The sequence below is a fragment of the Prosthecobacter sp. genome, assembly GCF_014879935.1.
Taxonomy (GTDB): Bacteria; Verrucomicrobiota; Verrucomicrobiia; order Verrucomicrobiales; family Verrucomicrobiaceae; genus Prosthecobacter.
In genome coordinates this window covers 1-14,246 of record NZ_JACSRD010000242.1, presented here as the reverse complement: position 1 = coordinate 14,246, position 14,246 = coordinate 1, and the positions used below count along the sequence as shown (strand labels likewise).

The 14,246-nt window shown below is 62.5% G+C and carries 1 protein-coding gene and 1 pseudogene; both read right to left on the bottom strand.

All coding sequences use genetic code 11. The annotated features are described in order from the left end of the window. Positions 1–245: 245 nt before the first annotated feature. The gene (locus IAE77_RS27930) at positions 246–13,484 is read right to left on the bottom strand and encodes a choice-of-anchor tandem repeat GloVer-containing protein (RefSeq protein ID WP_294234159.1); all 13,239 of its coding nucleotides are present in this window, start codon (positions 13,482–13,484) and stop codon (positions 246–248) included. 307 nt (positions 13,485–13,791) lie between these two features. After that, a pseudogene (locus IAE77_RS27925) lies at positions 13,792–14,246 on the bottom strand (hypothetical protein); the annotation flags it as partial.

Sequence of the window (14,246 nt, the reverse complement as noted above, 5' to 3'; positions counted from 1 at the left end):
TGGTCACTGGGGGCATCTCCATCCGCGCTGATTTCCATCCAGGCCATTAGACGGGGCCGTGGAAGGCCACCATTACCCGAATGGGTGGGATGAGGAGCCGAAGAGCCGTTGATGTGTGGGTGCGATGACATGTCTTCACCGCGCTTCTTCGAGACTGCTCCACGCCGATTACAGGCGGCGTGAAATTTTTCACACGCCCGTCTGGTGATGGAACGTGCCTGGAATCCTGGAGGGAGCTATGGCCGCTACGGTGATGCCTCCGCTGGGAAGATGATGCGGTAGAAGGCGCTGGGCTGCGGCGGTGCGGGATCTTCATACTGTAGCTTTCCGTCAGGCCCGGCCATCGGGATGGCGATCTGCGTCCACTGGATCAGGTTCGTGGAACGCAGGACGCCATAGGTGAGGCCGGGTCTGCCTGACATGCCCAGCCGGGTTCCCTGACCTGCCAGATTTGTCAAACGGAGCGCGATGGCAGGCCTGATCCCGGAGTCGGCGTACACATTTACGGTGATGGTGCCGGGCGTGGTGGCGAATCCATCGCTGAGAGTCAGGGAGAAAGTGTCCGCGCCGGTGAATGCGGGTGGTGCTGTGTAGGTGATCGCGCCGCCGTTGCGTGTGAGGATCGCCCCATGCGCGCTGAGGGCGGATAGATCCGTGACGTTCAGCGTCTGATCGTCAATGTCCGAGGCGAAGGAGATGATCTGTGCATCGTTGGTCCTCATCGGCACTCCCTGCACCGCTCCGATCGTCATGCCCGCAAAGGTCGGCGGTGAGTTGCCCGTGCCGGTGATGACGAAGGTGAAGGGGGTTTCATCGCTGTCGTTGGTGCTGAAACGGACCTCCGCGGTGCGTGAGCCGGCGGCAGTGGGATCAAAGGTGATGCCCAGCGTGGTGCTGCCTCCGACGATGACAGTGGCGGCTGGTGCGGTGCTCACAGTAAAATCACCCGCGTTCGCGCCCGTGATGCTCACGGTGCCGAGAATGAGATCAAGGCCGCCGGTGTTTGCGATGGTGAGGCTGCGCGTGATGCTGCCGGAGGCCACAGGTATCTGACCGAAATCCGTGTGATCCGTCGCAGACGGCGTGCTGTCGTTGTTGGCGATGTTTTGGCCGTTGCCGCTCACAGCGATGTCCGGCACCGGCATTTCGATGCGATACACCATGCCGCCCCCCTGGCGGCCGCCGACGGTGGTCATGCCGTAGAGCTGGCCATCGGTGCCGAGCGTAAAATCATCCATAAAGGGCCAGCCGCCGCTTTCGATGCCGCTGCCTGCTCCTTTGAAATCCACCAGCATGGTGATCGCGCCACCGGTCGTCATTTTGAACAACGTGCCCATGCCATAGGTGCCGCCGCTGTTCGCCGCGCCGTAGATGAAACCATCGGGCGCCGTGATCAGTGTGCCCACCGGATAAGAACCGCGCGCCGTGCCAGTAGTGCCGGCGAAGTCCGCGAGCGTCGTGATGCTGCCGCCAGTGGTCATCCTGAAGATGGTGCCGAAGTTGTTCAAGCCGCCGTAATTCGTCATGCCATAGAGCGCGCCATCGGGACCGAAGGCCAGTCCGCCCCAAGGCCAGCCACCACGATTCTGGCCGGAGCCGTTCAGGTCAAAATTGACCAGCACGGTCATCACGCCGTCGGTGGTGAACTTGAAGATGGTTCCTTTGTCGTTGGTCCCGCCGGAGTTGGTCATGCCATAGAAGGTTCCATCGGCACCGAGCGTCAGCGCCCCGATGGGCCACGCGCCGGGACTGCTGCCGCCCACGCGGGTGAACTCGATCAGTGTGGTCAGTTCGCCAGCCAGCGTCATACGGAAGATCGTGCCGTAGTCGCCTGCGCCACCGCCGTTGCCCATGCCGTAAAGATGGCCGTCTGCTCCTTGCACGAGCCTGGTGGAGCACCACGCGCCTTTGTTGGTCGCACCATTGCCAGTGAAGTCCACCAGCGTGGTATGCACACCGGCGGGTGTGAGCCTGAAGAGCGTGCCCATGTCGTTGGCACCCCCTTCGGTTGTGGATCCGTATAAGTTCCCGTCGCTGGCAAGCATGAGCCCGGTTTGCGGACGGGCACCGCGATTGGCACCGGAGACGCCGGTGAAATGCACCAGCGTGGTGCGATTGCCGAACGCATCCATTTTGAAGATGGTGCCGAAGTCTGAATTGCCGCCGCGTTCGGTCGTCCCGTAGAGACTGCCATCGGGACCGGGGCACAAAGCCCCGCGTGGAGAGTCGCCACGCTCCGTGCCGCCGCGATAGAAGGTGGTGGATTCCAAAAGGGTGGTCAGCTCTCCAGCAGGCGTGACTTTGAAGACCGTGCCCTTGTCCTGCGCACCGCCTTCCATCGTCATGCTGTAGAAATTGCCATCCGGGCCGAGGCCGAGCGAGCCCTTCGGATACGCGCCCTTGTTGGTGCTGCCGTTGCCAGTGAAGTTCACGAGCGTGGTGAGCACACCCGCAGGCGTCACTCTGAAGATGGTTCCTTTGTTGTCCACGCCGCCATCGCTGGTCATGCCATAGAAATTGCCATCGTTGCCAGGCGTGAGATCAGCATACGGGTAGGCACCTTTGTTCGTGCCGCCGTTGTTCGTGAAGTCCACGAGCGTCGTGAGCGCGCCAGCAGACGTCATCTTGAACACCGTGCCCACGTTGTTCGTGCCTCCAGCGGCCGTCATGCCGTAGAAGTTGCCATCATTGCCGAGCGTGAGACTGCCGTGGGGTTGCTCGCCGCGATTCGCTCCGTCAGTGCCGGTGAAATTGACCAGCGTGGTGAGCGCGCCTCCGGTGGTGACCTTAAAAAGCGTGCCTTTGCCGTTCGCGCCGCCCCATACGGTGGTGCCATACAGATCGCCGTTGGAGTCCAAAGCTAGCGCGCCGTTCGGAAACGAGCCGAGGTTCGGTCCGCTCAAGTCAGTGAATGACACCAGCGAGTTGAACTCGCCCGCTAGTGTGATCTTGAAGACGGTGCCGTAGTTCGATGAACCGCCCGTTTTCGTGGTGCCGTAGAAGTTGCCGTCCAGTCCCTGGATCACGCCCCCTGTCGGCTCCGTGCCGATGAAAGCACCGGTAGTGCCCGTGAAGTGTACCAGCGTGGTGAGTTCACCTGCCGGCGTCATCTTGAAGATGGTGCCCTTGGCGTTCGCGCCGCCTTCACCCGTGGTGCCGTAGAAATTGCCGTCAGTTCCCAGCGTCAATCGTCCGCCGGGTCCCTTGCCTTTGTTCCGGCTGCCGTTGTTGGTGAAGTGGACCAGCGTTTCGTAGTCGCCCACCGAGTTCACGCGGAAGATCATGCCGTTGCCAAACTGGCCGCCGCGCGCGCATCCGCCATACAGCCAGCCATTGGTCGGGTGCGCGGTGAACTCATTGTGCCACCACATGCTCTGCGGGTTCAGCGGGAAACCGTCAGAGATGATGCCGGTCGTGGGAGTGCTGCTGACGGTGATGGTGAAACTCAGCGTCGTCTGATTGCCAGCGCCGTCCGTGGCGGTGAGAGTGATCGTGTGCGTGCCCGGTGGCAAAACCGTGCCTGGCGCGATGGATTGCGTCACGGTGACAGAGCCGGAGTTGTCGTTTGCAACGGCCAGCGCGGCGTAGTTCGGCAGAGCATCGCCTTCGCGCAAGGCGAGCGGAACGAAGCCGCCCGTCGGCGCGTGAAGCGTGGGAGGCAAGTTAGGGATCACTCTCACGGTGCGCGTCTTGGTGGTGCCGGCACCGATGGAGTCTGTCACCGACCACGTCACCGCGTAGGTGCCGGGCACATTCGGCACGACCGTGTCAGCCGTCATCACCGGCGTGAGGGTGCCATCTTCGGCATCGGTCGCCGTCGCGCCGGGATCGGTGTAAGTGGCGCGCGCCTCATAGGTCAGCAGGTTCGCTCCGTTCAGCGTCAGCACCGGCGCGGTATTCGCAGGCTTGGGGCCGTAAACCCAGACATAGCCTTTGTGAGCGGCTTCAACGGACGAATACTCCGCGCCCACCGCCATGAGGCTGCCGGCGATGGCCACCGATTCGCCAAACCCGTCATTGTAGTTTGCCTCCGCGACGGAGGGCTGCGGATTGAATAGCGTCTTCACCGGCACCGTCGGCGTCGCGCTGGCAAGGTCGTAGAGATGGACGCGGTTCAGCCTGGCCGATGTCTGCGAGACCACATCGCTGACCGCAGCCATGGTGCCGTCGATGGCGACAGCGGCTCCGAACGTGGACGTGAGATCGCCAGAGGAATTGTTCAGCGTGAGCAAGGGCGTGGTCGGGCTGGCACCGTCGAGATCGTAGAGATAGGCCGCGCCGCGTGTGGTTGATGAGGATTGCTCCTTCCGCGCGCCCACGAGGAGGCGCGCGCCGGAGAGTGCGATGTTCTCTCCAAAGTATTCGGTCGGCCCGCTGACGGGCGTGGGATTGATGATCGTGTGCTGGAGCATCGGCGTTGGCCCGCTCCAGTCATAGATATACACCCGGCCCGGCGGAGGCGGCGATGATGAGGGCGGGTCGAAGTAAGCACCCACGGCGATGCGGTTGCCACTGATCGCCACATCATTGCCGAACAGGTCTTCGTTCATCCCGGCGGGACTTTGCAATGTCGCCACGGGCACGGTGGGCGTGGCACTCGTGAGGTCATACACAAACACGCGCCCGCCAATGGCACCGCCGCCCAAGGGCGACATCATGCTGCCCACCACGACGCGGCTGCCGGAGATGGCCACGGATGCCGCGTATTCATTCGTGTAGCCCGCTGCCGGGTTTGGCAGCGTGAAGGCCGGGATTTGTGGACTCGCGCTCGTCAAGTCATAGACATAAACCACACCACGCCGACCTGCGGTGGGCACATCCTCTGAGCCCACCACGACCAAGGGACCGTCGATGGCGACGGATCGCCCGTAGCGGTTAGGGTAGGTGCCCCCTGCATCCGCCACCGGACTGCTCAAGGTGAGCACCGGCTTGTCCGGCAACTCCGAGGCGAAGTCATAGAGGTAAGCGCGCTGGTTCCCCGGAGCCGCCACCACCATCCGGGTGCCAGAGATCGCCACGCCGCTGTTGTTGTTCACCGACGCGATGCCGCCGCCGAAGCCATCATCACTGGTCGGGCTCGGGTGATGCAGTTCTCCAATGAGGGCCGCCGAAGTGGATTCGACATCATACAGCCAAGCACCGCCAGCGTCCTGCGCGCCGCTGTCGCCCTTGGGGGTGCCGACGACCAGGCTGTCACCGCCAAGCGCCACTACATGGGCGAAGTCAGGCGCACCACCATTCAGATTGGACTCGATGTCGGGATGAACCAAAACTTCCAGCGGCGTCGGCAATGTTTCTGTAGCGTCGTAGAGCACCACGCTGCCATCATTTGGCTCCAGAACGCTGCCGCCTGACGCCACGGCGAGCCGCGTGGTCGAAAGGGAAACGGACTGGCCGAAGTAACTCAGCACCGAGGGGGCAGTATTCAGAACGAGTGCGGCCAGTGTCCCGTCCGAGGCGAACAGGAACACGATCCCCTTGTCCGTGCCGAAGGTGTCGTCATACGGGCAGCCTGCCGCCACCCGGCCATCCGAGGCGATGCTCACGTTCATGCCGAACATGTCACCGTTGTTGGGGTTGGGATTGGGCATCACCGCCACCGGCGTCAGCGGCGTGGCAGAACTGAGATCGAATTTGAAAAGCGCGCCACTGTCCGTGGCTCCCGCATCATCGCCCGGCGCACCGACGATCACTTGCGTCCCGTGGATCGACACCGAGTTGCCGAAGAAATCACTGGCCGCCGGCACCGGCTTGGTGAGTCGATGAAGCGGAACGGTCGGCGTCGCTCCTGCGAGATCGTAAACAAAAGCGCTGCCAGCGGCGACGATGCCGCCGACATCGTCCTGGCTTTCGCCGACCACCACGCGATTTCCCGACACAGCCACTGCGTTCCCGAAGTTTTCATTCCCATCCGGGAAGGGCGAGGACAGCACGTAAGCGGGCTCCTCCGGCGTGTCGCTGCCGAGGTCGAACACGAAGACGGAGGCTGACGATTCGCAACCCACCACCACCCAGTCGCCATCAATCGCCACGGCATAACCGAACCCCGTGTGATCGGCGATGGTGGGATGCTTGAGCACATGGAGCAGTTGCATCGTCGCGTTGTCGAAGACCTTCGCTACCCCCACGGCATAGCCACGAGTGTCATCGCTGGAGGCTCCCAGCACCGTGCGCACCCCATCCGTCGCCACGCTGGCCCCCAGGCGCACACCAAAGGCAGGAATATCATCTGGCGGCGGCACCGGCAGCACCAGCGTGTCCGGCTTCTTCTGCTGGACGGTCAGCGTGAAGACCTGCTCGAACTGCCCGATACCCTTCGTCGCGCGCACCCGCACGGAGGCCGTGGCACCTGTGAAGATCAGCATCGAGGGCGCGGTGCGCAGCGTTGTGCCATCAATCACAAAAAAGTCATTCTCGTTGTCACCGTTGCCACTCGTCAGACTGAAAGTCACGCCTGACAAATCCCCCGTGGATAGGCTGAACGTTCCCACCGCCGTCCCGCCCGGTGCTCCAAACTCCACGCTGGAGCCGGAGAGGGACATGGTGACGATCTCTGGCAGTTCCTCGGCGGCACCCTCATTTGGTAAGGGAACGGCCTCATTGGAGTTGATCGAGAAAGCGCTTGTCGCGGGAGCACGCTTGGGATCAGAGCCAAACGCGAGTTCCGTCCCATCGCTCAGACCATCATCATCAAAGTCGGCGTCCGTGTCGCTGGTGCCGAGCACGTCCTCTTCAAACGCCTCCGTCAGCCCGTCGCCATCGGCATCCTCGGTGCGCACGTCGTTCACCGTGATGGTGAAGATGGCGATGATCCCCACGTTGTCGGCATCCCTTGCCTGAATGCGCACGCTGCGCGTTGGCTGCTCCTCCGCATCCAGCTTTACCGCCGCGACCAGTTCATCGTCCTCGATTCGAAACAGCGCGTTGTCCGTCGAGCCAGCCCCGGTGACCAAGCTATAACGCAAAGCCATGCCTGGTAATGCATCCGCGATCGACAGCAGGCCCACGCCCGTGCCTGCCGAAAGACCTTCGGTGATCGTCGTTGCGCTCAAGGTCATGGGACCATTGAGCACCGCACCCAGGCCGGTCAGGCCAAAGGTGAAGGGATTCTCGTCCGCATCATTGGTGGGGATGCTCAGCGTGACATTGTGCGCTACCGGAACCAAGGGGCGAAACTTCACTCGAAAAGTCGTTGATGCCGAGGGTGCCAGCGTGGTGGGAAGGATGGATGCCGAGATGATGAAAGCATCCGCATTGGTGCCGGAGAGCGCAGGTGTGCCCAGGGTCAACGAACTGGTGCCGGTGTTCTTGATCCGGGCCTCGAATTCAACGGAGTTCCCCACTCCCACGCGCTTGAAATCGAACACGCTGACCCCGCTGGTGAGCGGTTTGTTAAATGGCATATCCACCGCGACTTCGGGCGAAGCCCCCAAACCGGAGAGCTGGATGTCGAAGGGGTTCTCATCCAAGTCATTGCTGAAGATGTGCAGAACGGCCGAGCGCGAGCCCGTCGCAGAAGGGGTGAAAGTCACCGTGAAGGTTGTGGTGCCACCTGCTGCCAGCGAGGCAGCCAGGGGCGCGGTGGCGGCGAAGTCTGCCGCGTTCGCTCCGTCCACGGTCACCGCCAGACCTGTGAGCGGATGGAAACCCACGTTACGGATGGTAAAGGACATCGGGACCGATGATGTCCCTGGCAGCAGGGTGCCGAGGTCTCTGCCTATGAATGATCCAGCGGCTCCAAGAATGTTAAGCAGAGGCTGCTCCACCGAGATCTCCGGCTGAGTGACGGCACCGGTGAGCGTGATGAGGAAGGGAGTATGCGCCGCATCGTTGGAGTTTACGATCAGAGTCGCCGTCACCGGGCCGATGGCCCGTGGCACGAGTTTAACGGTCAGGGTATGCGTGCCGGAGGGCGGAATGGAGTAAACATCACCAACGAGTTCGAAAAAATTCCAGTCTGGACCAGACCGGCCCGCGCCGCCGTGCAACGTCGCCATGCCTGTGTTTCGCAAGGTCAGAGTGGCGGTTGCCATGGGGCCTCCCATTTGCACTTCACCTACATCGATGGTCGCGCTACCGCTGGCGAGCACTTGGCCAGTGCTGTTTTCCACCACCAGCAAAGGCCCGTTCGTGCCCACGGTGAGCGTCATCGCCGTGCCGCCAAGCGAGTCATCGGAGTAGTCCACGATGAACACATTGGCCCCGAGTGCGATCGTCGATCCGTTGGGCACCGGGCTGTTGTTGAAGTAAACGATGTCCGTGTCATCCCACACGCCACTGTAGTCCACGAGCGTGAACTTGGTGCCCAGCGGCAGTGCCACATTCGCCCCCAGATCGGAGAGCGCCAGGTTCACGTGCGCTCCAGCCATCACATCGACATTGACCGGCAGGAGCTGATCGCAGGCGAGCGTGCTGGTGTTGATCTCCAGGGCCAGCGTCGATCCGTCCTGCAGTTCCAGATTGCCCGTGGTCAACGATCCCAGGCTCGTGCCGGGACTCAGCGTGCCTGCCAGTTGAATCGTGGAAAGGATCGAGCCGGTGCCTTGCAGCGTCTGCCCCGCTGCCACAGTGTAGTTTCCTCCTGACGTGTGAGTATTGGCTGTGAGCAGCGTGGCCTGAGTCACCTTCGTCGGCCCTGAGTAATCACGCGGCCCCGTGAGAGAGACCATGCCACCGCCCTGAATCTCCAAGGTGGTGACCGCGCCGATGATCGTGGCCGGGATGCTCAAATCCACCACTGCCGGACCATCGGCCACCAGCCATTTCTGGTTCCCTGAGCGAAGTTCGATAATCCCGCTGATGGTGGCAGTCACAGGCGATGCCTCCGCGATCAAATTCCCGAACAGAGTCAACGTGCTGCTGCCCGTGTTCACCGCACCACCGATCAAGCGCAGCATAAGGATGTCGTCATTCACCCCCGGCTCGAACAGCCCGGGGCCTTGCACGGTCACGGAGCCGCCAATTTGATTGCTGCCACCCGCTGTCGAGAGCACGCCGCCCGTGATCGCGACGTCCCCGTAAGCTGCAATGGCCGCGCCAGACTTCATCAGCTTGGCGGTGCCGCTCTGTACCGTGAGTCCACCATAGAAGATGTTGCCGGTCGTGCCGGAGAGCCGCACTTCGCCGCTGCCGTTGATGATGACAGAGCCATTGCCGCTGATGCTGCCGCTCATCTCCACACGACGGCCCACCGTTTCACTGCGCGCGGTGAGAGTGTGATTGCGCAGATTGATGGCACCATTCAGCACCAGGTGGCGCGTGCCCGCGCCGGTGACGACGAAGGTGGCCGACGCGCCCAGGCTGAGCGGCACGTTGATCAGGGTGTCGGCACCATTGTGAGTGTCGCGAATTTCACGCAGCACGATCAGGCCGGACGTTCCGCTGAGCATGTAATCCGCCGTGCCGCTGAAGGTCATGGCATCCACCACCATGTTGGGGATGTCCGCCGTCATCGTGCGGCGCTCTGGCGGGGCGGTGTCGTTGAAGAGCAGTGTGTCACCGGGCTGCGGCACGGTGTCGCCCACCCAGTTCGCCGCCGTGCTCCAGTTGTTGTTCGCCCCGCCGCCGCCATCCCAGGTGCGCGTCACGTTGGTCGCGGCGGGCACATAGGTCAGCGTCACGTCATTGCCATCGCCGCCGTCGTAGTTGATCTGATAGTTCCGCCCGCCGCTGGTGAAGACGCTGTCATCCGGCAGATTGAAGAACGGCACTGCCTGTCCCGTGCCTTGCACATCAATGATCTTGAAGACCTGGCCGGGAGGCGGGTTGAAACCTGCGGTCACTGTCAGAATGCCGCTGCTCAGATCGACCTTGTTGCCGTTGCCCGTGCAGATGACTTGATCATAAGAGGTGCCAGCCGTGGTGCCGTTCAACTCCAACGCGAGGGTTCCGCTCCCGTAGCCCAATTCGAGGGAAGCGAGGCGCAATTGTCCGGGGCTAGTTCCCGGTGCGATGACGCCTCTGAATGTTCCTGTCACCGAGCCGACATTGCCGTTGCCCCCGAACGTCCCCCCAGACGTCACACCATTGGTTACCGACACTTGCATCGTCGGTGTGTAGCCGTTCCAAACGGCTGTGCCCTGGATGATCGACAGATTATCCGGACGGTTGTTCTCCACCGTGGTCGAAGCGTTGTTGCCCAGAAAGTCCACGCGGCCCACCCCCCATTTACGCAGTGAGCTATTCGTGTTCATAGGTTCGACTACGCTCGCGTTCACTTTCAGGTCCACCGCCGCAGGGCCATCCGCCACTGACCAAACGCTGGTGCCGGACAGCAGCTCTACATCCGCGAAAATCTCGGAGCCAAACTGGCTGGCCAGCGCGGTCAGCCGCCCGTCCAGTTTCCACGGCAGGCCGGTGATCGCCCCATCCTGCAAGGTCAAGGAGCCGATCGTGATACCCGCCACATTCATCCGCACCGCGCTGCCGAGATTCACCGTGAGCGTGTGCGGGATCGTGCTCGCCGCTGTGTTCAGCTCCAATTCGCCCGAGGCGCTGCCATTGCCCACCGTCACCGTGCCCGGCAGTTCACCGGCATTGAGCGCAACCGTGCCGCCTTCGATGGTCATGCCACCTTTGAGCTGCCGAGTCCCCGTGCCCGCCAGCAGCACCCGGCCCACGCCCGTCTTTCGCAGGTTATCGCCGTAAATCTCGCTCAGCAGGCCCAGTTGGGTGACGCCGACATTGCCCACCCGCAATTCCGCGCCCGCCGCGCAGGTGAGTTTGCCGCCCACGCCGAGCACCGGGCTGCCCGCGCCATTCGCCACCCGCAGCACACCGGCGAGGTTGATCGGCTCATTGATGGTGAGGTTCGAGCCGCCAATGGTGAGCGTGGCCCCCGCGTCCACCGTGGTGACACCGTCCCCAGGCCTGCCGAGACCGTTGCCATGACTCACGATCACCTCACCAGCGGCGATGTGCAGCTCTCCCCGCGTCGTGCTCGCGGCTTCCAACGTCAGTGTTCCCGTGCCGGTCTTTTCAAACTGCGCACCAGCGCCCTCGGTGATCGGTGTGAAGCACAGGATCTCCGACTGCCCCGCCACGCTAAAGGCCAGGGGCATCCCATTTGTGTCGATGGTCGGGGCCTTGAACTTCAGCGACGTTCCTGCCGCCGTGGAGAAAGTCTGTGGCCCCGTCAACGCCAGCGACAACGCCCAAGTCACTGGCGGAGCGCCCGACGCGACCTCGATACCGCCCGCCAGCGCCACGGAATTCCCACTCACCACATACGAGGTCGTATCGGTGAGCTTGAAGGTGCCCTTGCTGAAGGTCACCTTCTCAAGCGCCAGATTGCTCATATCATTGACGCTCGTCCGCCGCGTCGCGTTGGCCGGGAACACCAGCGCGTCCCCGTTCCTCGGCGCGCCGAAGGGCGTCCAGTTCTTCGGATTGCTCCACAGCGTGCTGGAGTTCCCCGTCCAGGTGCGTGTCAGCCCAGTGGACTGCGCCGCGGCGAACAACACCACATCATTGCCCGTGCCGCCGCGGTAAGTGATGCGGAAACGCCCGCCTTCCAGCGTCGCGCCTTCCGGCAGATTGGCGAAGGTGCCAGTGACTGCGTCCGTGCCATCGTTCTCGATGATGACGAAGGACGTGCCCAGCACTGGCTGGTAGCCGATGGCCTGCTTCACCATAAGCGTGGGCGAAGCGAGATTCACCGTCCCTTTGACGGAGAGCTGGTCATAAGTGACATCGCCGAGAAAGTTGCCGACATCGATCCGCAATCGAGACGCCAGACTCAGCGGTCCACAGGTGAGTTTCCCGCGAATCAAACCGAGGCCGGGATCGATCTCGCTGGTTCCGGTGGCATTCACCGCGCCCACTCGTCCCACGCCGCTTAGCCTTGCGGTGCCGTCGATGGTGATCGGCGGCTGGGATAAGTCGCTCGTATTGCTGGCAGAAATCGTGGCGGAACTGCTGCGGATGGGCGCGCTGAAAACGCCTGAGCCCGCCATGCTCATCATTCCGGTGCCTTCCACGACAAAGCTGCCGCCCGGCACCGCCGTCATGTCGGCGGTGATGGAAAGGCTCGCCTCCTCGTGGACGTGCAGCACCACGTCGGGTTCGAAGGCGCTCAGCTTGCCCGAGGTATCGTCGCTCGTCACCAGCAAGCCGGCCTCTGGCAGCACCTCAATGCCTTGCGTCCGCAGTGACAGTGTGCCTCCATCGCCAATGCGGATCGTGTTGGTGGCGCCGGTGCTGCCAGCGCTCGCCACAATCCATCCGTTTTGGTTCTCGCCCGCAGATCTCAGATCGAGTGTGCCTCCATCCACCAAGCCGATCTTCGTGCTATCCGCGATCTGGTTTGAGGAAATCCAGGTTAGCCTGGCATCCGCCCCTTCGACCGATACGAGCCTGCCATTGAGAGCCACGAGAGGCCCACTTTTGCCAAGTTTCACCTCGGCATTCTTGATCGTGACCGTGCCTGCCAGGCCGAAATCGTTGGAACCAGCACCTGCAAACGTCAGAGCGCTGGTGCCTTTGATGACGAGGTCCGTTTTGCGTCCCGTTTCAGTAGTCACAGGCCCATAAAAAATCACGGGGCCGAGCGCCTCGACGCCGACCAGATCACGCATGGTGAAAGCCCCCTGCAACAGGACCTGTTCCCCGTGAGTTTGCAGCACCGCCGCCTGCCGCGTTTCGCCAATGAAGTTGATCGACTCATTCACACTCACCTGCGCGTCATCAGCGTCAAAGATGAGCGTGCCACGCACCTCGGTTCCCGTGGCCAGGCTTCCCAACCCGTTGTTGTTGGTCACGGTCAGCATGGCTCCCTGGTCCACGATGACAGACCCCCCGAAGCTATTCTCACCACGCAACAGCACCGTCGCATCCTTCGCAATGGACATGCCGCCGATACCACTAACGCCGCCGTCGAACTCGACGACCATCGGCGTGCCCGTCACCACCTGGCCTTCCTCATCCAGCATCCAGTTGATGGACACCAAATCCTTCAGTTCCACTTCCGTGGAGACCTTGAGATTGGGAGAACCTCCGTCGCTGATCCGTGCGATGATCGCGGGGCGGTGGTGCGCAGGGTCGGACAGCGTCAGCTTCTCCGGCAGCAGATGAACATTCAGACCTTCAGGCTTCGAGCATTCCAGAATCATCTCTCTGACATCCAGAGGGTTCCCGTCAAGCTGCCAGTTGACGACGACCGACGGGCCTCCGCCATTTTGATGCCAGAACAGTCGTTCCACTCGGCTGGTGCCCGGCAGGTCATTGGCGGAGATGATCAACTCCTCGGGTTCTAAATCGGCGTTAGCGACATTGAACTGGACTTCCAAGGCCCCTGCCTTGCCAGGATCTGGCGCACCCTGAAGACCCCAAGACCAGTCGCTGCTCCAAGCACCCACCTTTCCCGCAAGCCAGACATAAAGCTCGTCATCCGCAGCCCTGGAGTTCCCTGGCAAGCCCGCAGCCAGCAGGATCGCACCCGCGATCCATCGACGTGCCTGATGGTGGGAAAGAAGGGAAGTCTTCATGGCAGATGGGGTGGCAGGTCAGGCACGGCAAGACATTGTGCTTGAGGTGATACTACGAAAGCGCAGGCTTCGAGCCAAGCACAATGCGAGGCCCGGACAGAAAAATGCGGCGTCGGCTGCGGGCAGGCGGCCTGCCGCTTCCTAAGCCGTCAGCCCCAGAGGGGGTGAGAAGAGATGAATGTAGCACTCCTGTTTTTCCGGTTTTGCGGTCGATGTGTCCGGGCGCTGCGTTTTTGTTTTTTTGGGTGTCACCTGAACCGGCAGGCCGGGGTGGCGGCGGGCATGGCAAATCTCGGCGCGGGGCGGCTCATGCGCCGACGGTGATGCTGACTAGGTCGCTCCACTGGCCGACGCGCTGGTCGCCGACACGGTAGATGGCCTTGTATTTCCACACGGCGGCCGGGGTGGGGGCGGGTGTGGTGTCCAGATAATCCGGCGTGGTGTCGTAGGTCAGCAGTTGGTAGCCGCCGCCCCGGTCCACATGAATCTCCAGCATGTCGAGGAAGGCGGCCTGGCCCTGCCAGCCCCAGATTACCAGGACATGGCCGCCGCTCCTGATGAGCCTCAGCTCCGGCTTGAAGATGCTGAAGTCCGGGCCGCTCTGCACGTCGCCCTCGATGCCGAGCGCCTCGCCGATGGCGTGGTTGTAGGCGGGGTGCGCCTTGATGAACTTCACCAGATCGCGGAAGCGCCGTTCGATGCCGGGGGCCACGGGGGTGACTGCGGGAGGGAAAATATCCTCCTCGGGCGGGGTGCCGGTGT